The sequence below is a fragment of the Streptomyces filamentosus genome (genome assembly GCF_014654895.1).
GTDB classification, from domain to species: domain Bacteria; phylum Actinomycetota; class Actinomycetes; order Streptomycetales; family Streptomycetaceae; genus Streptomyces; species Streptomyces filamentosus.
Window position 1 is genome coordinate 1 of the sequence record NZ_BNBE01000003.1, and the last position, 22,665, is coordinate 22,665.

Consider the following 22,665-nt stretch of genomic DNA (forward strand, 5'->3'; position numbering starts at 1 on the left):
GAACCTGAATGAGTTCGCCGTTGGCACTGCGGATCTCCGCGCGGGCGATAGCCCGCACCGGCTCACCGTCGATGAGCACCTGCAGGGACATGTCCCCGAGGCCCCCGCCGGCCGACCCCTTGGCCAGCGCCCCGAACTGGGCCCGGGTCAGTACCGGCTCGGGGCGGCCGGTGCCGTTGTAGGCGAGGTTCATGCCCGGCTGGAGGAAGCCACCCGAGTCGTAGGACGCGGCCGGCACGAAGCCGTAGAGATCGGTGAAGAGCGAGCTCTTCGCTCCGCGGGCCCTGGAACCGACGATCACGCCGTCCCCGCCCCGCGACTCCACATTCACCCCGCCGAGGGTCCCGGCCGTGTGGCCGACGCCGGCGTTGGTGATGCCGATCTGGAACGGGCTGGCCGCGCCCCTGACCCATCCGGGCGGGGCCGTGTCGCCACTGAAGGCCATGGTGGACCAGCGGCGGTGCGGATCCTGCCCCCGCAGCACGGACTCGATCGCCGACATGAAACCGGAGCAGTCCCAGCTGGGGTTTCCGTTGCCGCCCCACTGATAGGGCAGGCCGTTCTGCGTGCGGGCCCACCGGAGCGCGGCCTGCACTTTCGGGCCTCCGAGACCGCCACCGCCCCGCTTGTCAGCCTCCTTCGAGTAGCCGAACAGGGCGTCGATGATCCGGGTCGGGATGCGGCGGATCGACTGCCCGAGCGCGGTGTCCATGCCAGGGAACGACCGCAGCAGCGGGTCGACCACATGGTTCACACCGGCGCGAGCCGAGGCCTCCAGCCCGTCCTTCAGCCAGGAGGCGCCCTTCTTCACCCCGTTCCAGACCGCGGTGCCGGCGCCGGCAACCAGGTTCACACCCGAGCCGATCCAGTCGAAGATGCCGCCGTCCGCATAGCGCTGCGTCGGCATGTCCGGGTTGCCGCCGAACGCAGGCGCCAGTGCCGCCTTGATGCCGCTCGCGCCCCGCGAGCGGGCGATGCTGTTCATGCTGTTGACGAACCCGGCGCCCACCGCGCGGGTGAACTCGGGCCGCATGATTGCCTCGCCGCCGGACAGTTCCAGGGCACCGCCCGTCGGGGAGACGAACCGGTGCACGTCACGGCCCGGCGTGTAGCCCGGCATCACGCCGCCCCGCGCGAACCTGAACTCCTGCAGTTCATCGGCGCCGAAGGCCGTCGCCACCTTGTTCCAGACGCCGACGATGCCCTTGTTGTAGACGATGTCGACGACGTACTGGATCGGCGCACGAGCGATCTTCTTGAGGCCGTTCCAGGCTCCCTTGATGCCCTCCCGGGCCGCCTCGAACGCGCCGACCATCTTGTCCTTGAGGCTGGTGCCCCACCCCGGGATCGTCTTCGTAAAGAAGTCCCGGATCGGGAACAGGATCTGCGTCTTGATCTGCTCCCAGCCGTCGCGGAGACCGGCCTTCATGTCGTTCCAGCCGGCGACCGTCTTCTCGCGGAGAGTGCGAACCCACCCCGGGATCGTCTTCGTGAAGAAGTCCCGGATCGGGAAGAGCACCCACTCCTGAACAAGCCGCCAGCCCGCCCGGAACACGCCGGGCAGCGTCTCCGTCCAAAACCGGGCGAAGGGGCCGGCAAACCATGCCTTGACGTCGGCTGCAGCGTCCTTGATGCCCTTCCAGACCACGCGGACCGCGTCGCGGAACCACTCGCACTTCGTGTACAGGAAGAAAATCGCGGTCACGACCGCGCCTATCGCCAGCGCGATCCAGCCCCACGGGCCAGCCATGGAGACCAGGTTGAAGGCGGCCATCGCGGCCGCCGCGAGGAGCATCGCACCCCGCCAGGCCAGCATCATCAGCCGCCAGGCGCCCATCGCGACGACGATGCCGTATATGCCCTGGATCACCCACGGCGCGTTGTCGGCAAGCCACTGGACCGTGGTCGCGATGGCGCCGATGCCCCGCAGCAGCTGCCCAGTGATCGGAGCGAGCGCCTGGGAGATGGCGAACAGGGCACTGAAGACCTGCCCGAGGGTGGTGGAGACGACCGGCAGCATCGTCGACGAGTACGAGAGGAACCGCTCGAACGCGGGGCTGCCCTTCAGGTTCGTACCCCAGTCGGCGAACCGCCCGCCGATGTCCTGCATCCGCTGGCTGATGGAGTCCATGTGCGGCAGGAAGGCCTGGATCACGCCCGCCATGCCCTTGAAGACGCGACCGAAGGTGATGCCCATGCCCTCGATCGCAGGCCCGACAGCGTCGGTGAAGTCCTCCTTGAACGACTCCCACCAGGGCGACTTGAACCCGGCCGACACCCTGTCCTGCAGGCCCGACACTGCGTCCGCGGCCGCCAGCACGATCGGCGTCAGGCCCGGCAGGGAGTTCTTCAGCCCGTCGAGCGCGCGCGTGAAGATCGGCATGATCGCAGGCTGGAGCGACCGCGACCAGCCCCCGAACGCCGTGCGCAGCCCCTCGAAGGACCGCATGGTGTCCCGGGCCGCCGGAGTCAGCTTGGCGAGAGCGTCCTGGTACTTCTGCTGAGCGGTCGCCGCGGCGGACACGGCCGGAACCGTCTCGATGTACGACGACGCAACCTGCCGCTGAGCAGATGCGACCTGCCTCTGGGCAGCCGCCACCTGCCGCTGGGCCGAAGCAACGGACTCCGCGCCCTGCACCTGGGCCTCGGAGACCTTCTCCACCGCGTCGGCGACACGCTCCTCGGCCTCGACGATGTCGCGGGCATTCTGCTCTGCGGCGCGCGCCTGCTCGGTCTGGGCGTCCGTGACGTCCACCGTGCGGTCGGCAACCTTCTGCTGTGCCTCCTGCAGCCGCTCCTGGGCCGCGCGGACACTGTCTGAGCCGTCGACACCGGCCCGGTTCGCCTGCTCCACCTCAGCCTTCAGCCGCGACTGCTCGTCCCGCTGGTCGGCGAGCGCCTCCACCGCCTGGTCGTAACCGAGCTGGGCCCGGTCGCGGTCCAGCTCGGTGGCCTTGGCGCCCAGCTTCCTCACCCGGGTCAGCTCGGCCTCGGCCTCCTGCACCCGCAGGACAGCGCCCCGCTCGTCAAGAGCCGCATCCGACAGCCGCTCGTTGAGGTCACGCAGCTGGTCTGCGGCCTCCTGCCGGGCCCGAGTCAGATCCTCCTGCACCCGCAGGACATCCCGCTGGGCATCCCGCAGGGCCCTCTCGGCATCCGCGACCCGGCGGGCCGCATCCTCTGCGCGCACCGCCGCCTGCTCGGCCACGAGGGCCGCCTGCTCGCGGGCCCGCGTGACCTCCGTCTCGGCGTCGACGATGCGACGGGCCGCGTCCCGCTCGGACGAGGCCAGGTTCCGGCGCGCGTTCGCCAGGGACTCCGTTGCCGCAGTCACAGCCTGCGCGGCGCCCTCCTGCTGCAGGGCCTTCTGCTGGGCCCGCGCGGCCGCGTTGGCGCCCGCGTTCGTCGACACGTTCGCGGCATCCTGCGCAGCCTTCTGGGCCTGCAGGGCGCCGGCGATGTCCTTGATGGCCGGCACGGCAGCCAGACCGAGGGCGCCCAGGCCCACGGCGGCGGCCGTGCCCGCAGCAGCGACGGAGCCGAGGCCTGCGGCCACGATCGGCAGCACCGGCAGAATCGCCGGGCCGAACGCGACAGCGGCCGCGGTGAGGAGCCGGAAGCCGTTGATGGACGGATCGACCCGGATGTTGATGTCCCGGCCATCGAGCCGGTTGATCTCGGTTCGCAGCGCGGCCAGCTCCGCAATCGCCGCCGCAGTGTTGATGCGGACGTCGACATTCGGGTGCCGCCGGCCGAGGTCCCTGAGCTGCCGCTCGACCAGCTCGACCTGACGTCGCGCGGTCGCCGCGTCCACGTCGATGCCGACGCGCTGCGTCGACAGCCGCTCCAGCTGCGAGCGCAGAGCCCGGATGTCCGACTCCGCTTCCGACGTGTCCGCGCCGATGACGATGTCGGGGAGACTGCGCACCGCTGCCTCCACGCGGGTACGGAATGTCCGGCCGAACGTACCGCCGGCATCCGAGCCCTGCCGGGACGCGGCGGCCGACGCCTGCTGGCCACCGCGCTGGATCCCGCTGCGGACCGCACCCGCCACCGAGTTGGCCACCCGGCGGCCGATGATGTTCCCCATCTCGGTGCCGACCTGCTCAGCCGGAGCGGTCAGCCCCGACCGGAGCCGGGCGTAGATGTTCCGGGTGTTCGGGACGACATCGACCTCGACCGAACCGACCTGGATCGCCACGGAAGGCCTCCCTTCCGCGCGTCAGGCCGCGCCCCCGTTGATCAGCGTGAACAACTTCTCGGCGGCCGCTTCCGACATCGGCTCGCGCCGCCTCTGCCGGGCCGTCCCCGGCCGGCGGATCGGCTCCGGGCGCCGCGGCTTGCGGGCCTTCTTGTCCGAGTTGACGAGGATGAGGATGTGCTGGAGCTCCCGCACAGCGTCTGTGATGCCGGCGAGGAGCTGGTCCGTCATCGACCAGCGGCCCTCCTCGGGCCGGCCGTCCTTGGCCTGTTGCTCGTACTCCTCGTCGGTCAGAGAGTTCCGCAGGGCCGTCATCGTCGCCGACTCCGGCGGCAGGTGCTGGATGAGAACCCGCAGCTGCCGCCACGTCATTGACCCGCGGTGGACGTCGAGCAAATCGCGGTGGTAGTAGCGCCAGAGGTCAGCCTCTACCGCTTCCGCGTACTCCTCGACGACCTGCTGGGTCCACTGGACTTTCCCCGCGGCTCCCCGCCGGCGGAGTCGACCTCCTCCATGAAGGCGTTCAGGTCATCGTTGGTCGGGTCGAGGTCGAGGTAGACGTCGTAGGACTCGGGGCTGAGGACGTCCTCCAGGAAGGCGTCCATGTCGCCGCTGCGCAGGATGCGCATCGTGGACTGGCGCCAGGCGCCGGCAGGCATCACCTGCAGTTCCTGGCCGCACAGAGTGGCGGTCAGGTAGTGGCCGGACGCCTCGATCTCCTGGGCCTCGGCGGGGGTGGTGTCGGTCTGGTCGGTCATGGCGCGGGCCTCCAAGGTCGCGGCGCGGGCGAAGAGGGGGTAAGGATGAGCGGGCCGGGCCCGCGCCAACGGTGTGTACGGCCCGCTCATCCAGCTCAGGACAGCGGATCCGCCGGCGTGACCGGGATCTTGTCGGCGTGGTAGACGGTGTTGCCGGAGGCGTCCGGGTAGGTGGTGATCGTCCACTCGAAGCCGGACATCGTGTCCTGCTTGTACTCGACGTCACCGCGCTCGGAGATCTCGCCGTCGGGGACGTAGAAGCCCCGGTAGTTCTCGCCGTCGACGACGAGGAACCAGAAGGCGCGGCGGTCCGGGGTCGGGGACGCGGTCTCCGCGAAGCGGGTGATGCCCTCCACGTCGGCGGTGAACTCGGTCTCGTCGATGCGGTACTGCAGGCTCATGACGGACTTGCGGGACGTCTCCCACATGGTGAGGCTGAACGTGCGGACCGACTGGGTGATCTGAGTGCGGAACGGGCTGGTGAGGCCCCACGGCGTGAAGGCCTGGGACTCCTCGTCCCAGCCGTTGGTGAGGCCGTCCTCGGAGATCGCACCGAGCGCCGCCCAGGGGGCCAGCGGGTGAGTGAGCGGGGAGTCGGGTGCGGCCGTGCCGACAGGGGCTACCCAGGCGCCTCCGTTGGCGCCGACCATCGTGAGGTCGGCCGCGCGGGTGATGTTGACCATGGTGTCTCCAGACATGGAAGTGGCCCGCGCTCGGGCGGGTGACTGTGGCTGGCGCGGGCCCGCACCGGCTCACGCCGGGTGGCTGTAGATCTGGTAGGTGGCTCCGGCCCTGCGCAGGGCGGTGTTCTCGTAGGGGCGGATCGCCGGAGGGGACGTCGTCGTCACCCGGCCGACCACGGCGCCGCCGGTGGTGGCGCCCGGCAGCTCGGACAGAAGCCAGCCGCGGACCGTGGCAGCCAGAGCGATCGCCTCGGCGCGAGATGCGGCGTAGACGTCGACATCGACGAACGCACGGTCCAGTCGGAAGCCGTCGTCAGCGCCCGCCGGAAGACGCTGCACCTGAATGGTGGGCAGTTCATTGAGCAAGCTGTTGTCGAGCTCGTCGCGCACGACAACCCCGGAACCCGCCTTGGCCTGCAGCCACTGGATCAGGGCCAGCTCGATGTCGACGCTGCCGACAGGCGCCATCAGTCGCCTCCCGCCGCCTGGGCTGCGCGCAGCAGCACGTGGTGGGCGGGCACCCGCTCGGTGCCGTACTCGACGTGTGCGCCGTAGGAAGACGAGTTGCCGACCACCGCGATCGCCCGGTCCCGGCGCCGGCCGCCGCGTGACACGGGGCGGACGAAGAAGGAGGCCTTGTAGTGGCCCCGGTGCGGGTCGCCGGGGCCGCCGACGGGAGCGATGCCCTCGGCGGCGGTCTTGATGGCCTCGGCGCGGCGGACCATCTCGGCGAGCACCATAGGGCTACGCAGCAGCTGCCCGACCCCTCGCCTCGACATCCGGAATCGTGCGGCCATGTGCACCTCCTGGACGGTTCATCCGGTCACCCGGTCTGCTGCGAACTGGACAGGGCCGGGAGTGCCCGTGAAGACGCTGTGGCCCCAGTCGCCCGGCTCGCCGGTGATCTCACACAGCTCGCCGCGGATCCGGACCTGGTCCGTGGTGCGCCAGTCCGAGCCCGGCGGCGCGTACACGGTCCAGCCGACGATCACCGTGTCCCGGCCCTGTTGCTCGTCGCCTCCGACATCCGGCGCCGACTGGCGAGGGGTCACCACGCAGCCGGTGACAGTCGTCTCGGTGAGTGGCCCCGGGATCGGCTGGCCCCGTGGATCCCGGCCCGGAGAAGGGCCGCGACGCAATCGGACGACGTCCTCCCCGAACGGGTACGGACCGGGCATCAGGGCCACCCCCAGCCGGGCTCGTAGGGCTCGCCCGTGTACAGGTCGTCGATCGGCCACGTCGGAGACGGATCCGCGTCCGCCGGTGTCGGATCGACCGTGAACGCGCCGCCCCGGCCCGCCAGGGACTTCAGAGCCGCCTTGTCGGCCTTCGTCAGATACAGACCGCCCGAGCCGGCGGGCCGCTGCACGGTCTGCGGGCCGATTGTCTCGTAGGTGACCTGCTGGGGGTTGACGTAGGCGCGTCCCGCCACAGACAGCACCACCGCGGTGGCCTGGTCCGGCAGGGGTTTGACGACCGATTCGGCCAGTGCGATCGCCTGTGTGATCAGGAGGTCCGCCCGGGGACCGTCGATCTCCCCCAGGCCCAAATAGAGGGCCAGGTCCTCGGCTGTGGGAGGAGTGAACGCCATGGCCGCCTCCTAGCGGGTCAGGGCCTCCACGGCCTCACACCAAGCGGCCAGATCCGGCGCCGGGTCCAGCTCGGCAGATCGGGCGCGGGCCCGCTTCACGGCCAGCCGGTACTCGGCCGGCGCCAGAAGCTTGCGAAGCACGACCTCGTAGCCGTCAAGGTCGTTGCGGTCGACGAAGAGGCCGCCCTCGCCGAGTGACTCGCACAGCCCCGGCGTGGGGTGAGCGACCACAGGAATGCCAGACGCCAGCGCCTCGACGCCGGCGCGGCCCCAGGACTCATACGAGGAGGGCATCAGCAGCACGCGGGTGTGTGCGTAGACCTGCTCGCGCATCTGCTGGCCGTCGACGTGCTCGACGATCTCCACGTTCGGCAGGTCGGGCAGCACCTGCTCGCCGTAAGCGCCCTTGACCGCCAGGAACTGCTGGTCCGGCATGCGGCGGGCGAGGGCCGCCAGGACATGCCCGCCCTTCTCCGGATTGCAGTTGATCAGCGTGATGGCCTTGCCGGGCTTCGTCGCGTACTCGTCGGCGAACACCGGCGGCCGCACAATCAGAGACTCGGCCGGCCGGACCGCCTTCGGGTACTCGGCGAAGAACAGCTCGGCCTCCGCCTTCATCCACCGGCTGTTGTAGACCGCGAGTGCGGTGCCCCCTGCGGCCATGTCGCGGAACGTCGGCCGGTGCGTGTTGTGGCAGATCGTCACCATCGGCCTGCCGAAGCCGCGGGCCAGAGCCGACGTAGACGGCACACACTCCAGGTGCGAGAGCAGAACATCGGCCTTGCGGACCGCGGAAGGGAAGTCCAGGCGGGCCTCCAGCGGCACCACACGGATGCCACGGTAGTCGTAAGGCTCGCTCGCCTTCCCGTACCGGGACAGCCACACCTGCACGTCATGGCCGCGTTCCACCAGCGGCCGCAGCATCGAGACGAGCATGTGCTCGGCCCCGGCATTGTGCTGCGGTGGCATGAGGTGAACGCGGGCCACGACCGACAGCGGCCTGGCCGTCCCGCCCGGCGCGGAAGCCGGGACAGCCCTGCCCATCAGGTACCCGACGGGGTGCCGGTGAACTTCACGAACGCCTCGACGTCACCCAGGACGAAGCCGTAGTAGGCCTCGGCCAGCAGGAGGACCAGGTTCTCCTGGAACGCCGAGTGCACGCCGCCGTCCTCGTCGATGTACGTCGCCTCGCGGGACAGCTTGACCGTGATGTCCATACCGACGCCGTAAGCAGCCTGGGACCAGTCACCGCCGATCGCACGCAGCCCGGAGTCAGTGCTGGTGGACTGCCGGCGAAGCTTGCCGGAGACGCTGCGGGAGTAGGCGAGCGGCTCGCCGATCAGCTCGCCCTGCAGAGCCGCACCGGTGCCGGCGCCCGGCTGGCGGGTCGCCACGAACAGCGGCTCGCCCGTGGTGGACGTCGCGGCCAGCAGCTTCGGCTTGAGACGGTTGTCGGCGACGGTGCCGGTGTAGTCCCAGTCGTCGTCGATGATCTCTTCCATGCCGGCGACGAAGTCGCCCCAGATCCCGCCCTGGTTCTGCGCGGTCGTACCGAGCGCGACCGCCTTTGAGGTGGCAGCCAGGTAGTCGGCGAACGGGCCACCGCCGCCCTTCATGTTCTTGCCGTGGATCGTGGCCATGTCGAAGGCGCGGGCGAACGCGGTCGGCAGGTCGCGCTGCAGCTGCGTCCACAGGCCGGCCGCGTTGGACTGGGCGACCTCCATCGACACGGGGATGAGGACGGCGACCTTCTTGCCGCTCATCTGCTTGACCTCGGTGCCGCCCGAGCTCAGCGGCTTACGGCCGCCCTCGGACACCCAGTCCGCTGTCGGCACGTCCAGCGGCACCGGGACCGCGGTGTTCGCCGTCATCGACAGCGGCACCCGCCGGGCCAGCGACATGACCGCGCTGCTCTCGACGGACTTCTCGAAGATGGGGCCGACCAGCGTCTCCGGCAGGAAGACCGGGTCGACGGCGGACAGCTTGATCGGATTGGTGGCTGCCATCGGAGGCTACCTTTCTCAGCGGCCCTGCTTCAGGCCCTGGCTCATGAACTCGGCGAACACGGTCGCCGGATCGTTGGGGGTGCGGTTGCCGTTGCCCGACGAACCCTGCGTGCGGTCCGGTGCCGGCCGGCGGGGGCCCTCGGCCGGCTTCGCCCAGTGCGGCTTGCGCTGCAGCAGGTCTGCCAGATCGGTCTGGATGCGGGCCTCGTCGATCGAGCCGGACTCGTCGACGTAAGCCGACGGGTCCAGGGCTCCGGCCGCGTCCGTCGGGTCCGCGAAGGTGGTGGCGGCGAGCGCCTCGACCTTGGCCGTGACCGCGACACGAGTAGCGCTGGCGGCACGCTCACGCTCGGCGGTGAGCTGCTCGGTGAGCCGCTCCGCCTCCGACTTCTGCGCGTCCTCCAGCTCCTTCGCCTTGGCGGCCAGGGGCTCCAGCTCCCGCACCTTCGTGCGGTGGCCGGCGTTCTCCCGCCGGAGCTTCTCGATCTCCCTGCGGGCCGCCTCGGGGTCCGCCCAGGGGTCCGTCTTGCTGTCCCCTTCGGGGGACACGTCCGGCTCCTGCGGCTCTTCGGCCTGCTCGACCTCGGTCTCTTCGGGCATGACTGTTTCGCCCTCCTGGGGCTGAGAAAGGCCACCTCCAGGGCGGCCGAGTTACTGAGTGGAGCCCGGCAGCGGATTGCTGTCGTGCTCGGCCAGCGCCCGCCGGAACCGGCGAAGCTGGTCGCCCGGGTGGCCCGCCGCGTACTCCTGGTACAGGCGGTTCCACTCGGCAGCATGAGAGGACAGCTCGAAACGCTGCCCACGGAAGACGGGGACGATCGTGCAGTGGCAGTTGTCGTGGAACTTCACGACCGAGTCGTCCCCGGAGAAGCGCTCGTTCGCGTCACGGCCGGCGCGGTCCGCGTCCTTGTAGACGGCGCCTCGGGAGGCCATGAGCTTGCAGAAAGAGCAGGCGCCCAGAGCCGCGGCCCGCGCGTAGGCGACGGCGCCGCGGTCGCGGTCTGCCGACTCCCGCATCGTCGCCCGGGCCCGGTCCGCGACCAGCTTCTGCGCCACGCCCTCCGCGCGGGCCTGAGCGGCCGCGAGGCGGACGTCGAACGGTTCCTGCTCCTCCTCGGTCGGCCACAAGTTCGCCGTGGCCCACCTCAGGCTCTCCTCGACCTGCTCGTCGGGAGCGTCGGGCGCCGGGCGGGCGTCGAAAGACCCCGCCACATCCGCCATCAGCCGCTGCCGCTCGTAGGAGTCGGCGGCCAGTGTCGCCGCCGCCGCCCCGTATCGGTCGATTAGCGCAGCGACCGCCGCCCTCCACAGCCCGAGGGACGCCTCCAGGCGGCTCGGGACGATCAACCTCTGGAGGCGGTTCAGGTCGCGGACCATGAGGCGGGTCAGCAGTGCCTGGCGGGCGCGGTCTCGGGCCGCGGCGGGAGCGGCATCAGAGACCGTCGTCGCCATCGGGTTCCTCCGGCTCGTCCGCGGGAGCCCCCGCGGACTGCAACAGGCGGTCCATCAACGCCGCGCCTTGAGCACGGCGCCGGTCCGCTCGAACTCGCCTCCGCTGGTCTTCGGTCAGACCTGCCATCTCCAATGCCACGTCCGAGTCAGCGGGGATGATGCCCCCCTGAACCAGCTTGACGGTGGCATCCGTCTGGGCCGCCAGCGTCGGCGTTGCCGGATTGCGCCACACGCACTCAATGCGACGCTCCTTCGGAGGCGGTTCCCCGTTCTGGAACCACAGCGCGAGCCGCATCGAGTCCCGGTGCGTCACCGAGAAGCGCCGGATCCTGCGCTCCGCCTTCTTGATCTGCCGGTTGTCGGCGTAGCGGATCGCATCTGCGGACGCCGGATTGTCGCTGCTGTAGCCCAGAACATGCGGGGCAACCGAAAGCTGCGATGCCATAATCCGCGCGTACAGATCGATGATCTTCGTCTGGCCCGACGGGTCGTGCGAGGAGAACTGGCCAACCTCCGGCACGTTGCCGTCCTCATCCCGCTCCAGCGCCAAGACACGGCCGATGTACGTCTCCCAGGCGCTCTTCGTGTTGCCCTCGGCGTCCTGAAACGCGCTCTCAGACGCTCCCAGGATGTACCGGGCCGGCGCCCCGAAGAACTCGCTAGCTACCTCAATGCCCATCAGCCGCCGGCAAGCCGCGTCCGTGATGGACATGACCTCCGAGGTGATCTCGCTCTTGCCGACGCGGTCCGCAGTGCGCTGCCGGTTCGCCATCCGCAGCACCGGAGGCACCCCCAGACGGTGCTGGTCGCGGTCGATGACCTCCCATCCGCCATTCACCTCGACTGCAAAGATCGTCTCGTTCGGCATGTAGAGGGTGATCAGCCGCTCCTCAGGCGCCAACCCGTACCCGAACTGATCCAGCGACTCCCGCAGCGCGAAACGAGGGATCCGCAGCCGGGCATCCCAGTCGAGCGTCATGTCGAGCGGTGACTCGTAGGTGATCAGCGGCGGGAGATCCGGGTCGTCCGACGAGCCCACCGTCACGTACTCGCGGCCGTAGGTCAGCGCATCAAGATGCGCCAAGCTCGACTCGTCGAACAAGTCGTTGGCCTCGGCGATCTCCTCAAGGTCCGAGGAGTCCGAGCCATCCGCCCAGCGGAACGCCTCCAGATCGAGACGCTCCTCCAGCGACTCGATACCGGTCCTCGGCCAGCCGATCACCGTATGCAGGCCCTTGAGCTGCGGCGGGATCGAGATTCCGAGATCCCGGATCAGCTGCTCGCCGTTGAAGTACGCGTCCAACAGCTCCAGTTTGAACCGCTGGCTGAACAGGTCCGAGCGCAGCATCGTCAGGATCTGGAGCTCTTCGTCCGACAAGCCCACCAAAGGCAGGATGGGGATCGTCATCGCAGCACCACCACCCTTCCCTTGCCAGGCGAGCGCCTCTTGGCGCGCTTCGGTGAGTTGAGGATCATGCGGCGCAGCATCCGCGCCCCGACCATGCAGACAGCGAGGTCGATCTTGCGAGCAGACTCACGGTGCTCCTTGCCGATCGTGACGCCCCACCGGTTCGTCCTGCGACGAGCGTTGATCACGTGAGTGCGGAGCACCTTGTGCCCGTCATGCGCCAGAGTCCGTTCCAGCACGTCGGCGTGCGTTCGCTTCACCGCCTCTGTGAACGTCTCCTGGTTGCGCAAATCGCGCATGTCCCAGCGCACCGCATGGGCCTTCGCGCCTGACGAGACTGACCGCAGAGCCAGCTTTGCGCCCCACTTCTGGCCCCAAAGATCGATGTAGGTGTCCCAGTACATCTCGCCGTCGTCGTCCTGCCCCGATCCCGGGTCCGCGAAGAAGGCCGAAACCTTGAACCGGGCGAACGTGTTCTCGACGACACCGTGCACGTCCTCGCGCGGCACCCGGTACGGAACGAACCCAGGCGTGTTCGGAGCCGGCCAGTTGGGCGGCTTCTGCCACACGCCGAGCGCGGTCACGAACCCGTCAGACACCCGACAAGCGCAAAGCCCGGTAGCGTCGTCCGACTTGGAACCGTCGAAGAACAAGACGACCTCGTCGCCATCCGCCAGTTGCAGGTCATCGCGCTTGCAGGCGTCCCACTCGTAGCGGGCCATCCAGGCATCCTCGGCCGCGACGATCTGGTTGTACCAGAACCGTCGAGACCGGCTCGGCGGGTTACGAGGGTCCAGGATCGACTTGATCAGGCGCGGGATGTTCAGCCAGTCCGAGTCTCCCCGGACCGCCTCCAGCACCTTCGCCAGCCACGGCTTGGTGAGCTTCGCCTCGGGAGGAGCTTCCAGCGAGTCGTAGAGGATCCCTGTGTCCTCGGCGCGGCCGGCTTCGGCCGCCTCGTAGGCGTCACGAGTCTGTTCGGCAACCGAGTCCTCGCCCGGCTCGAATGCGTTGGTGATCGCAAAGGTCCTGGCCGAGCCGTCCGCCGACTTGGTCGCGTTTCGCTCGATCGTCGCGGCCATCTCGTGGCCCTGGTTGGACTCGATCCAGTGGTGCGTCTCGTTCAACAGGGTGAACGTTGTGCGACCGCCCTCAAGGGCTCGCGGAGACGAGGTGACAGCCTCGATCCGGGCCAGCCCCTTGTGTGCGTAGACGACCTCTTTACCGATGTCGATGCCGTACTCGGCTCGCGCCTTCGGAGTGAAGAGCGACCCGAAAATGATCATCGTATTGCGAGTTTGGTCCTTCGAGACCGCCGCCACCTGCACCCAAGGCTCAGGGTGCGGCTCGCCGATCGGCTGCCCCTCCGGAACGCCGCTTTCGTCACCCGGGCCCGCGATACGCCCCGACCAGCGAGACGGACCGACGAACTCCACGGCGCACAGCGTCGCCCCGAAAGGGTCCTTACCCCAGCCCTTCAGGCGCTGCAGCACCGCGTCCCGGTACGCGAACTCGCCCGTCACGGGATCCAGTGCGAACCACCACAGGATCAGGCGGACTTGCTCATTCGTATACCGCCACTCGCTCCCGCGGTGCTGCAGGTACGCGCCCGTCCACACGAGAACGTGCCAGCCCAACGTGAAAGCCGGCCGGACGAACATGCCGTCCTCGCCGCGAGTCCACGTCGGCCCGATGACAACGGGCGTGATCTCGTCCGGAACCTCCTCGACGGGCTGCTCAGCCACCGAAGGCGGAACGGTAGTCATCGAGCGCCGTCACCTTCGCCGAGGTAGCAGCCGGGGGCTTCTTCCGCTCCAGCTCCATCCGAGCCCGCCTACGATCGCCCTCCGTTGTCAGGAGAGTGCCCATCAGGCTGTTCAGAGCGGCCACGTACTGCCCGTTCGGCGGCCGGTCGGACGACAAGCCACGCGACATCAGCTCAGCCGCGTAGCGGGCAACCGCCCAGTCCGACGGCTGGTAGAAAGCCGCCTGCCCCGATGCCTGCAGAGACAGGTACCAGTCGGTGGCGATGGGATGCCACAGCGGACTGGGCTCCGGGAGATCCGGCAGGTCGGCCGGCGGCCCCGAAGGTGCCTTCGTGATCGCGTCCTTCTCGGTTTTCGAGCGGTGGCCCATGCGCTCCTCGGAACGCTTGCCCACAGGTCCACGAGCGCCCATATCGACCTCCAGGGTCCAAGGCGCCACCAGGGCGCCGGGCGGGTAACTAGAGTCCCACCGGGCGCGCCGCCAGGGCGTCAAGCCAGCGAGACCAACCGTTCCGCCGCATCCGGCAGTTCGGCGAGCTCAAGAGGCGTCCCGGGAACCCGGTCGCCCACGATCATGTAGCGGCGGTCGCTGTAGAACTCGACAGCCCGCCCGCCCCGGCGGATACGGCGCCCCGCAGGGACCTCCCCGCGGAACCACAGATGCAGGCCCGTACCGGACCGGCCGCGCTCCATGTACGTCGCCGGCAGCCTGTCGACAATCGCCTTCGCCCACGGTGCCACCCGGCCGTCCTCGACCGCATGGTCCAGGTCGAGGACGACAATGCGGTCCGAGGCTGTGAGGACGAACCCGACGCCTGCCCCCGGCTTGGCCGCCGCCGCGGCAGTGAAGTCCGACCAGGACGAAGGGTCGTTGACCGAGGCGAAGCGGCCATCGACCCTCAGCGGCACCTTCCGCGAGCTATACCGAACCCACCGGGGGCGTGACGTCAGTTCCACAGGCACCCGGGCGGCCTGCTCGCCGGCAAGGGCGGCTTCACGGGCGCGCTTCCTGGCCCGGGCCGCGAGGACGCGGTGACTGCTGGAGCAGTAGCGGCGATCGGAGCGATGCACCATCGGCAGCGGGCCACCGCAGTGCTCGCATGCCCGCTCCATCGTCTCCATGTGCCCCAGGGTATCGCCTGCTGTTAACGGCTACGAGTGCTTGACCTGCACCGTTACCTTCCCGTGATGCCTCGCCAACAGGCGGCCCGCAAAGCGGGACGCGCATCTCCGCAGGTCAGCGGCCTTGGAAACCCGGGGGCGGCCTCAGGTGCTATACGGCCCCGATCGGGAAGATCGCCGGGAGGGGGATCTCCCCCCACCCCGGTCCGGCCGGCGTGATCATTACCAGCCGGTTCGTGATCATGGTTGGTGGGTCCAGGAGTGGGCCCAGACGTCGGTGAGGTCCGGCTCCAGGACCAGCTGGAGGACGCCGGCCTGGCTGGTCATCCCCTTGGTCTGGAGGGCGATCGGGATGGCGACGCCGCAGTCGGGACAGTGGACGTGTGCTGCCTCAGCCTCTGTCATCGTCTCTTCCTCCTCGCTTCACCGTCGCCTCCGGCCGGCCCCCGGCCAGGCCCCGGTCCTCGCCTTGTGGAGCCGCGCGCAGTACCCCTTGGCCCTGGGGCCGAGGTACTTCTGGAGCTGCCGGCTGCACCTGGTGAAGTCTCCGGCCGTGCCCCATCGGATCTTCGCTGCGCCTGGGCCTGTCGCCCAGTACCTCCTGAGGGTGGCCGCGTTGCCGGCTCGTGCCATGGCGATCACTCCTTCGTCGGCGCGGGCTGTTCTTCGTCGGGGTCGATGCGCTGGATGTGTGCGCCTTGGCCTGCCGGGATGGCGAGGCATACGCCGTTCGGGTCGGTGAAGACTGCCCAGCCGGCCTGGAAGGTGAGCTGGAGGCGAGGGTCCTCGATGAGGATGTCCTCCTGCGCCTGCGCGGCGGGGTGCTGTACGAGGTAGGCGGGCATCACTTCATCCCGGGGTGCTGTTCGGGGGGCCGGGTTCTTCCGGGCCGGGGGTTCGCTCGCTGGGCGGCGTTCCCTTCGGCGCTGCTCTTCTGGTCGTGGCATGGTCCGCACACGCCTTGCAGGCCGGTCTCGCTGTGGTCGTCGGCCTTGGCGACGATGTGGTCGCAGAACTGGCTGGGCCTGACCCCACAGATCTTGCAGATCGGGTCGCGGGTGAGGATGCGGGCCCGGATGCGCTGCCAGTTCGGCGGGAGCCGGCGGGCCCGGTTCGAGTTCTGCCAGCCGCCGCTCATCGGCGTCGACTCCACCACCACACGCCGAGCGTCTCGCCTCGCATGGACTCGACGCTGCCACCAAGCTGGGCGAGGACGTTGTCCATGTCGTCGGCGTCCCAGTGGTGGACGTGGGCCTCGTGCGGGTTGCCGTCGACTTCGCCTTGTGGGGCTTCGACGATGGGCAGGGAGATGAGGATGTGCCAGCAGCCGGCCGCCTCGGCCTTGGCCAGCAGGGCGACGGCATCCTCGCGGGGCATGTGTTCCAGGACGTCGCCGAAGATGACGAGGTCCCGGTGGAAGAGGTGCTCGGCGGACTCTCGGGCGTCTTCGACGTGGAGCTCGTCGTACATGGCCCGGGTCTTCGTGGACTTCAGCTTGTGCTTGGCCACGTAGGGCTTGTGGATCTCGATGCCGGTCCACCAGATGCCGTTGTGTGCGGGCCGGAACAGCTTGGCGTAGGTGCCTTCGCCGGGGCCGACGTCCGTCACGGTGTTGGGCTGGTGGCGGGCGAAGTGGCCGAGGGACCAGTCCTTGCCTTCGGCGATGCTGGTGGGCATGGGGGCCTCCTTCGGGTTGCACGTTCGCCTTCGGGCGCATGGGGCGGACGGATACGATCCGGGGCACCGAAGAAGGGGTGGGAATGGGCAAGTTCAGTGATCGGCCGGACATTGAGGCGGCCGCTCAGAGGGTGAAGCCGGCGGTCGGGGCGAAGCGGGAGATCCGGCATCTGCCGACGGTGCTGTGGGAGGGCGAGACGGTCGAGATGCTTGCCGCTGGCCAGTACGGCAACGGCATGGGTCTGGTCGCGCTCACCGACCGGCGGCTGCTGTTCCTGAAGCACGGGTTCATGTCGCAGGCGCTGGAGGATTTCCCGCTGGGCAACATCTCGTCGGTGCAGTGGTCGGCCGGCCTGCTGATGGGGACGCTGTCGGTGTATGCGTCGGGGAACCGGGCGGACATCAAGGCGGTTCCGAAGCCGCACGGTGAGGCCCTGTCGGCGCGGCTGCGGGCGTTGCTCGCTGCTCCGCCTGCGGCCGCGCCGGTTGCGGCTGCGCCGGCGCAGGATGTGGCATCGCGTCTGGCGACGCTGGATCAGCTGCGGGCGACCGGGGCGATCACGGATGCGGAGTACCAGGACCGGCGGACGGCGATCCTGAGCAGCATCTGACCGCCTGCCGGAGCGGGGCGGGGTGGCTGCGCTGCGGTCTACGCGGCCCCCGATCGTTAGGGGCGCCCGTCGCGGGGTTACCAGCCACGGACGCCCCTTCGAGATTAGGGGGTGGGTGTGGCGGCGTCTTCGATGGCCTTGCGGAGGGCGTCCTGGCCGTCCTTGTTCTGCTGCTGGATGACGGCGAGGACGGTTTCCAGGTAGTCGGCGTCGCTGATGGTCGCGCACTCGGGCGGCTTGGTGAGGCTCGCAGCGTCAGTGGCGGCGGTGTCCTTGACGACGGCGTAGACGGCGTCACTGCATGCCTGGGCGGCGGCTTCGACGTCGACTGTAGCCGTGGGCGTGGCCGTGGAGGCTTCGGCACCCTGCTTGTCCGAAAGCGTGGCGGGCGGGTTGTCGGCGGCGCCGCACGCGGTGAGCGTGAAGGCGAAGAGCAGGCTGGCCATGGTCGTGATGGGTCTGATGTGCATCGGGCCAGGCTGCCGGAGCTGAGGACCGTCTCGGGCCGGTGTAGCCGTGCTGTTACCTACGCGGCGTCGGCAATGTGCTCCATCAAGGAGGGGATGCCGCCGATCCGTTCCACCTTGCTCGTATCCGGGTCGCGCAGCGCGGGGACGAACTCGAAGACGTCGTATCGAGTTTCTCCGCCCTCGGTCTTGTACCGCGTGATGCGTCCTTCTGCCGCCCATCGACGAATCGTGGAACTCGGACGGGCTGTGTAGTAGGCGGCCATCTTGTCATCGATGAGAGCCGGCTTCCCGGGCATCGTCACCCCCAGAGGAACGCGAAAGGCCGCCCAGGGAGGGCGGCCTTCGGAAGTCACGATGAGTCCAACGAAGCACATCGTATGCTCGGACCCGGCCTACCAGCAAGTGTCACTTTCTGCGACTATGCGTCGAACCAGTTCTGTCCATCCGGAACAATGGACTTCGTCCACTTCGGAGAGCCGAGTTCGTCCCGCAGCTTTCGAATGTGGTCTTGCAGTGCCGGTCCGGGGTGGAAGTACTCGCCTCCCGCTCTCATGCTGGCGAACTGGCTGTGCAGCGCGGTCTCGTCATCCAGTCCGCCCGGCTGTATCGCCAGGACTTCGTTGGGGCGCAGGCTGGTGAAACGGCGGGCGAGGTTGGTGGTCATCCCGATCTTGACCAGCTGTCCGATGCGAATGAAGTACACCCAGCACTCGCGAGTATCGGGCATCGCCCGCTGCCGCTCCAGTTCGGCTGTCTGCGCGGCGGACTGCTCGGCTCTCCTGGCCCGTTCCCACCTCATGTACTTGGCGGCGATCTCTACGGCTCGCTCATCTATCTCGACGCCGGCGAGCTCGAAGCGGTGGACCATGAGCAGGATGTCGGTTCGATCAGGGTCGTTGGGGTCCACCTTGTCCATGTGGGGGATGCGGCGTCCGGAGTTGTTGGAGTGCTTGGTCGAGAACGGATCTCTTGCGGATACGCGAGGTTTGCGGGGCTGAACCACTGATGCCTCTTCTGTCTGTTCGCGGCTCTCTGCTGCCTGTTTCGTACCCTCTGGCCGGGGGCGCCCTACCAGTCGTCGTCACCATCCATGGTGGGCCCGTCGGGCTGGTGGATGATTCCTCGCCCGTCCCAGAGCGCGTCGTCGTTCACTGGCTGGCCTGCGTGCGCGCGATGGCTTCGCGAATGAGCTGGAGTGCGTCGCCGGCGCACCGTTCGGGCCGGTCGTTCCACCGGTGGTAGGGCTCGTTGATGCCGCGGCGCCGGAGTACGTTCTGCATCTGCTGGCCGGCGGCCTGTGCGGTCTCTTCGTCGCCGTAGCCGAGGCGGTAGAGGACGGCTTGGGCGCCGAGGATGCAGCGTCGTCCGCTGAGGGATCGGAGTCCGCCGCGGTGGTGTCCGTACTGCTCGATGACGAGGGCGGTGAGCTGGAGGTGCTGGGTGACGGTGATGGGGCGTCCGGCGCCGTGGAGGCGGCGGGCGGGGGTGATGGCGAGGGCCCAGTCGGGGATGATGCGCCACCAGCGTGCGGGGGCGGTGAGTTCGGGTGCCGCGGTGGTGGTCTCGACGGTCGGCTGCTGGAGGGCTTCGGCGATGAGTTCGGCGGTGGTCTTGGTGACGAGCGGGTGTGCGGTGCGGGGGGCTTGGGTGGCGAGGTACTGCTCGATGTCGCGGATGAGGGTGGCCGCGTCGACCGTCAGATCGGCGGGCCGGACGGCGGTGGACGCGGCCATCTCGGGTTCTCCTTCGAGTGGTGGGGGCGGGTTACTTGAGGCGGCGGAGGGTGTCGGTGTGCTCGTAGTCGGCGCAGTGGTCGCCGCAGGTGGGGCCGCATTCGACGATCTCGACGCCGAGGAGGGTGGCGGTGATGGTGCCGGCGGCCTTGGTTCCCTTGTCGCCGGCGACGCGGGCTCCGGCGTTGTGGACGGCGGCGACGAGGCGGCCGCGGAGGCTGGGCTTGGGCATGGCGGGCCTTTCTGGGCTCGGGGCTGTCCCGGCTCCCCTCACCGCCCGTGCGTGTCGGGCGGATCGGGCAGCGAGCAGTCCTGGCTCAGCGGTCGGCCTTGGCAAGCTTCTTGGCGTGCTGGGCCCGGTAGTGGTCGATCATTTGCTTCCCAGCGGCGAGGACTCCGGCCTCCGCTCGCTTCGCTTCGGCGTAGTCCTCGCGCTCGGGGCCGCGCAGCCTGATGCCTGCGGGCTCCTGGGTGTAGATCTCGCGCTCTCGCGCGAGGAGGCTTTCGAGGCTGTCCCAACCGCTGTGGGTGGGGGACTTGACGATGGGGTTCCTGGTGAAGGGCATGCGCTCGTCGGTGACGACCCAGATGCTGTAGCTGAGGCCTCCGCCGCGGTGCTCGTTGATGACGTAGAGCGGGGTCCCGGGCGTGATGTCGCGGAGGAGTTCCTTCTTGTCGCCGCGGGTGGCCTTGTAGACGGTCTTCATGTCGGGGTCCTTTCGGTGGGGTTCTGGGTGTGGATGGCGCCGTATCGGGCGAGGAGCTGGTGGAGGGTGACGCGGCCGGGGTGGCCGTCGGCGGGGGTGAGGATGGGGCTGCGGAGGACGCCGGTCTGGTCGGTGACGGTCCAGGCGTGGGTGCGGCCGTCGTGGTGGATGTAGAGGGTGGCGCCGGGCTGGATGGCGGCGGTGAGGGCGGCTGCGTCGGCTCGGGTGCGGTGGTAGGTGGGCCGGAGGGCGTCCGTCGGAGGGCTCCTTCCAGATCGTGATGTTCTTCGCATATAGGGCGTGATGTGGGCTGGTACGGCCCGTGACGCTGCAGGTCAGCGCGTTGCGGGAGGGTGTGACGGGGGTGTGACGCGTAACGGCCTTCAGGGGGCTGTCACGCCCCCGTCACGGGGGTCGTCACGGCCGTGACCTGCGGCGTCACACCCGGCTAGGCGGGCCTTTCGGCGGCGAGGGCGTCGATCGTGGAGAGGTAGTAGCCGCGGCCGCCGCGCCACTGCTTGGTCTTCATGTCGGCGTTCGGGTCGAGCTCTGCGGCCTGCTTGCGCAGGGCGTCCTGGAAGCGGGCCATGGCCTTCGCCGGGTCCTCGTCGTCCTGCGGCGCCCACGTCTCGGACGCGGAGGACACGTACTCGTAGATCTCCTCGCTGGTCATGCGCTCGGGGTCCCCGTTGGCGGTGAACGCGAGGCGGGCGAGCTCGACGGCCTCGGGCAGGGCGGCACTCGGCTTGACGGTGTCGAGATCGTCGAAGGTGACGCCCGCGGTCTTCAGGCTGATGTCGTCGATCCAGGGGCGGCCGGCGGCAGCACGGGCGGCGGCACGCTCCTTGCCCTCGGCGGGGGTCATGGAGATGAACTTGTGGATGAGCGGGTCGCGCTGGCCGCCGCCCATGATGTAGGCCTTGCCGGCGTCCGCCGGGTCCTCGCCTTCCGCGGGGTGGAGCCGGTCGGGCCGGTAGCCGTTGGCCCCCGCCCCGGCACCGAAGACCTGCACGATGTCCTGGTGCCGGGACGGGCCGAGGATCTTCAGGGCGATGCTGTCGGCGATCGCGGCGCCGATCGAGTCCTTCGTCGCTTCCTGGGCGGCGAGACCGACCTGCACGCGGGCCTTACGGCCGACACGGAGGATCGCGACGACGAGGGCCTTGGCCTTCGGGGACAGCTGCGGGTACTCGTCGATGAGGGCGACGATCGCCGGGTACTGCCGCGACGGCACCCAGTTGTCGTCCATGCCGAGCCGGCCGAGGAGCGTGGCCCGGGCCTTCGCGACCTTGAGGAGCTTCTCCAGCACAGCTTCGATGACGTGCATCTGGTCGGCGCCGACGACCCGCACACCGACAGCATCGGCGAGGGGTTCGAGGCCGTTGCCGCCCGGGTCGAGGTCGATGACGACGGTGTCCTCGCAGGCGGTGAGGACGTCGCCGATGGACCGCATGGTCACCGACTTACCGCCGCCGCTGCTGGCGATGACGATGAAGTGCAGGCCAAGGAACGACAGCTCGGTCGGCTGCCCGTCCATCCGCAGGGCGAGCAGGGCCCGGTCCCGCAGACGCCCGCTGTTGGGCGCCCGGTCGGGCAGCGGCGGCATCTTCACGAACGGGTCGCCCTCGACAAGCCGGAGGACGGCGCGGGCCCGGCTGGTGCGCAGCGGCTGGCACAGGAGGCCGTCGACGGGCAGGTCGAGCGGCGTCTCCAGGTCACCGGCCTTGGCAATGAGGTCGGCGGGGGTGCCCTTCTTGAGGCGGACGTTGATCTCCCAGCCCCAGTCGTAGCGGCGGCCGGCCTCGACTTCGGCGACCGCGATGCCTTCGGAGACGAGGGCCCGGCGGACGCACTCGGCGGCCTCGGTGCGGTTGGTGGCGTCAGCGATCGGGAACGGCTCACCCTCCTCGGAGAGGATCTCGATGCGGCCGGGGTCGTCTTCGGTGGCGACGACGGCGGGCTGGCCGCGCCAGGCACCGTAGGCGATGGTGACGATGCCGAGGAGGAGACTGGTCCACACGCCGCCGGTGACGACAGTGACGGTGCCGGCAGCTCCAGCGGTGGCCGTCCAGGCGCCGGTCTTGGCGCTGTAGATGAGCCGGTGCTGCTTGCGGGCGGCCCGCAGCTGGTCCACGCGGCGCTTGGCGGCCTGCTCGGCGTCGCTGTCGCCGCGGGCGGCCTTCACGTCGGCGCGGGCGGTGCGGATCATCTGCCGGTAGTCGTCGTCCAGGCCGGCGTACCACTGTCCGGCGAGGCGCCCGTAGCCGCGGGCGGCCCAGCCGAGGTAGAGCCAGTTCTCGGTGGCGTGCTTGCGGGCGGCCTTCGCACGGTCACCGATGGACAGGATCCAGTCGGGCCGGGTGGCGACGGTGGCGCCCTGGTGCTCGACGACCGTGCCTTTGAGGGGCTCGCTGGCGTTGTCCGTGACAAGGGTGAGCGTGGGCCGCTCGACGGACTGCTGCGGGGCGGTGGTCATGGTC

Annotated in this window: 29 protein-coding genes; 1 reads left to right on the top strand and 28 read right to left on the bottom strand. The window is 69.4% G+C overall.

Features of this window, described 5'->3' with window-relative positions; translation table 11 throughout:
* The 20 genes from IE326_RS27230 to IE326_RS27325 all read right to left on the bottom strand — a co-directional run.
* On the bottom strand, positions 1 to 4,201 hold a 4,201-nt coding region (locus IE326_RS27230), incomplete at its 3' end, for a hypothetical protein (RefSeq protein WP_190043539.1).
* Between the two features lie 21 nt (positions 4,202 to 4,222).
* A complete protein-coding gene (locus IE326_RS27235) occupies positions 4,223 to 4,573 on the bottom strand; it encodes a hypothetical protein (protein ID WP_190043540.1) in 351 nt (116 codons plus the stop codon).
* Between the two features lie 56 nt (positions 4,574 to 4,629).
* On the bottom strand, positions 4,630 to 4,959 hold the full coding sequence (locus tag IE326_RS27240; RefSeq protein ID WP_190043541.1) for a hypothetical protein: 330 nt from the start codon (positions 4,957 to 4,959) through the stop codon (positions 4,630 to 4,632).
* A 95-nt stretch (positions 4,960 to 5,054) separates the two neighbouring features.
* Entirely contained in the window at positions 5,055 to 5,642 is a 588-nt protein-coding gene (locus IE326_RS27245) for a phage tail tube protein (RefSeq protein ID WP_190043542.1), read from the bottom strand.
* A gap of 69 nt (positions 5,643 to 5,711) precedes the next feature.
* Positions 5,712 to 6,110 (bottom strand): phage tail termination protein, encoded by a 399-nt coding sequence (locus IE326_RS27250; RefSeq protein WP_190043543.1) that lies wholly within the window; start codon positions 6,108 to 6,110, stop codon positions 5,712 to 5,714.
* On the bottom strand, positions 6,110 to 6,439 hold the full coding sequence (locus tag IE326_RS27255; protein ID WP_190043544.1) for an HK97 gp10 family phage protein: 330 nt from the start codon (positions 6,437 to 6,439) through the stop codon (positions 6,110 to 6,112). Before IE326_RS27255 ends, IE326_RS27250 begins: the two co-directional genes overlap by 1 nt.
* An 18-nt stretch (positions 6,440 to 6,457) precedes the next feature.
* Positions 6,458 to 6,694, bottom strand: coding sequence for a hypothetical protein (locus IE326_RS27260; protein ID WP_229915708.1), 237 nt, complete (start codon positions 6,692 to 6,694; stop codon positions 6,458 to 6,460).
* Positions 6,695 to 6,819: 125 nt separating this feature from the next.
* Entirely contained in the window at positions 6,820 to 7,233 is a 414-nt protein-coding gene (locus IE326_RS27265; RefSeq protein WP_190043546.1) for a hypothetical protein, read from the bottom strand.
* 9 nt (positions 7,234 to 7,242) lie between these two features.
* Positions 7,243 to 8,202: a glycosyltransferase family 4 protein gene (locus IE326_RS27270; protein ID WP_308440346.1), complete on the bottom strand. Its 960-nt coding sequence runs from the start codon at positions 8,200 to 8,202 to the stop codon at positions 7,243 to 7,245.
* Between the two features lie 74 nt (positions 8,203 to 8,276).
* Positions 8,277 to 9,239 (bottom strand): phage major capsid protein, encoded by a 963-nt coding sequence (locus tag IE326_RS27275; protein ID WP_190043548.1) that lies wholly within the window; start codon positions 9,237 to 9,239, stop codon positions 8,277 to 8,279.
* 15 nt (positions 9,240 to 9,254) lie between these two features.
* The gene (locus IE326_RS27280) at positions 9,255 to 9,839 is read right to left on the bottom strand and encodes a hypothetical protein (RefSeq protein WP_190043549.1); all 585 of its coding nucleotides are present in this window, start codon (positions 9,837 to 9,839) and stop codon (positions 9,255 to 9,257) included.
* Between the two features lie 51 nt (positions 9,840 to 9,890).
* Positions 9,891 to 10,691, bottom strand: coding sequence for a VG15 protein (locus IE326_RS27285; RefSeq protein WP_190043550.1), 801 nt, complete (start codon positions 10,689 to 10,691; stop codon positions 9,891 to 9,893).
* Positions 10,672 to 12,099, bottom strand: a complete 1,428-nt coding sequence (locus IE326_RS27290) for a phage portal protein (protein WP_190043551.1) — start codon at positions 12,097 to 12,099, stop codon at positions 10,672 to 10,674. The genes IE326_RS27285 and IE326_RS27290 overlap by 20 nt, the downstream gene beginning before the upstream one ends.
* On the bottom strand, positions 12,096 to 13,844 hold the full coding sequence (locus IE326_RS27295; RefSeq protein WP_229915709.1) for a terminase large subunit domain-containing protein: 1,749 nt from the start codon (positions 13,842 to 13,844) through the stop codon (positions 12,096 to 12,098). Before IE326_RS27295 ends, IE326_RS27290 begins: the two co-directional genes overlap by 4 nt.
* Complete coding sequence (locus IE326_RS27300; RefSeq protein WP_229915710.1) at positions 13,837 to 14,259, bottom strand: phage terminase small subunit; 423 nt, start codon at positions 14,257 to 14,259, stop codon at positions 13,837 to 13,839. Before IE326_RS27300 ends, IE326_RS27295 begins: the two co-directional genes overlap by 8 nt.
* Positions 14,260 to 14,354: 95 nt before the next feature.
* Entirely contained in the window at positions 14,355 to 14,987 is a 633-nt protein-coding gene (locus IE326_RS27305) for a bifunctional DNA primase/polymerase (RefSeq protein ID WP_190043554.1), read from the bottom strand.
* Between the two features lie 240 nt (positions 14,988 to 15,227).
* Positions 15,228 to 15,392, bottom strand: coding sequence for a hypothetical protein (locus IE326_RS27310; protein ID WP_190043555.1), 165 nt, complete (start codon positions 15,390 to 15,392; stop codon positions 15,228 to 15,230).
* 233 nt (positions 15,393 to 15,625) lie between these two features.
* A complete protein-coding gene (locus IE326_RS27315; RefSeq protein ID WP_190043556.1) occupies positions 15,626 to 15,832 on the bottom strand; it encodes a hypothetical protein in 207 nt (68 codons plus the stop codon).
* A complete protein-coding gene (locus IE326_RS27320) occupies positions 15,832 to 16,125 on the bottom strand; it encodes an HNH endonuclease signature motif containing protein (protein ID WP_190043557.1) in 294 nt (97 codons plus the stop codon). The genes IE326_RS27315 and IE326_RS27320 overlap by 1 nt, the downstream gene beginning before the upstream one ends.
* Positions 16,122 to 16,664, bottom strand: a complete 543-nt coding sequence (locus IE326_RS27325; protein WP_190043558.1) for a class I SAM-dependent methyltransferase — start codon at positions 16,662 to 16,664, stop codon at positions 16,122 to 16,124. The genes IE326_RS27320 and IE326_RS27325 overlap by 4 nt, the downstream gene beginning before the upstream one ends.
* 83 nt (positions 16,665 to 16,747) lie before the next feature.
* On the opposite strand from IE326_RS27325, the gene IE326_RS27330 reads away from it, so the two are divergent.
* The gene (locus IE326_RS27330) at positions 16,748 to 17,275 is read left to right on the top strand and encodes a PH domain-containing protein (RefSeq protein ID WP_229915711.1); all 528 of its coding nucleotides are present in this window, start codon (positions 16,748 to 16,750) and stop codon (positions 17,273 to 17,275) included.
* 104 nt (positions 17,276 to 17,379) lie between these two features.
* On the opposite strand, the gene IE326_RS27335 is transcribed toward IE326_RS27330, so the two are convergent.
* The 8 genes from IE326_RS27335 to IE326_RS27370 all read right to left on the bottom strand — a co-directional run bounded on the left by IE326_RS27335 (position 17,380) and on the right by IE326_RS27370 (position 22,661).
* Entirely contained in the window at positions 17,380 to 17,745 is a 366-nt protein-coding gene (locus IE326_RS27335; RefSeq protein ID WP_190043559.1) for a hypothetical protein, read from the bottom strand.
* Between the two features lie 56 nt (positions 17,746 to 17,801).
* Positions 17,802 to 18,098, bottom strand: coding sequence for a DNA-binding protein (locus IE326_RS27340; RefSeq protein WP_229915712.1), 297 nt, complete (start codon positions 18,096 to 18,098; stop codon positions 17,802 to 17,804).
* Positions 18,099 to 18,163: 65 nt separating this feature from the next.
* Positions 18,164 to 18,661, bottom strand: coding sequence for a GIY-YIG nuclease family protein (locus tag IE326_RS27345; RefSeq protein ID WP_190043561.1), 498 nt, complete (start codon positions 18,659 to 18,661; stop codon positions 18,164 to 18,166).
* A 232-nt stretch (positions 18,662 to 18,893) separates the two neighbouring features.
* The gene (locus IE326_RS27350) at positions 18,894 to 19,478 is read right to left on the bottom strand and encodes a DUF6197 family protein (protein WP_190043562.1); all 585 of its coding nucleotides are present in this window, start codon (positions 19,476 to 19,478) and stop codon (positions 18,894 to 18,896) included.
* Between the two features lie 31 nt (positions 19,479 to 19,509).
* Complete coding sequence (locus IE326_RS27355) at positions 19,510 to 19,710, bottom strand: hypothetical protein (protein WP_190043563.1); 201 nt, start codon at positions 19,708 to 19,710, stop codon at positions 19,510 to 19,512.
* Between the two features lie 85 nt (positions 19,711 to 19,795).
* On the bottom strand, positions 19,796 to 20,185 hold the full coding sequence (locus tag IE326_RS27360) for a hypothetical protein (protein WP_190043564.1): 390 nt from the start codon (positions 20,183 to 20,185) through the stop codon (positions 19,796 to 19,798).
* Positions 20,182 to 20,478: a hypothetical protein gene (locus IE326_RS27365; RefSeq protein ID WP_190043565.1), complete on the bottom strand. Its 297-nt coding sequence runs from the start codon at positions 20,476 to 20,478 to the stop codon at positions 20,182 to 20,184. Before IE326_RS27365 ends, IE326_RS27360 begins: the two co-directional genes overlap by 4 nt.
* A 155-nt stretch (positions 20,479 to 20,633) precedes the next feature.
* Positions 20,634 to 22,661, bottom strand: coding sequence for a hypothetical protein (locus IE326_RS27370; protein ID WP_190043566.1), 2,028 nt, complete (start codon positions 22,659 to 22,661; stop codon positions 20,634 to 20,636).
* Between the last annotated feature and the right edge of the window lie 4 nt (positions 22,662 to 22,665).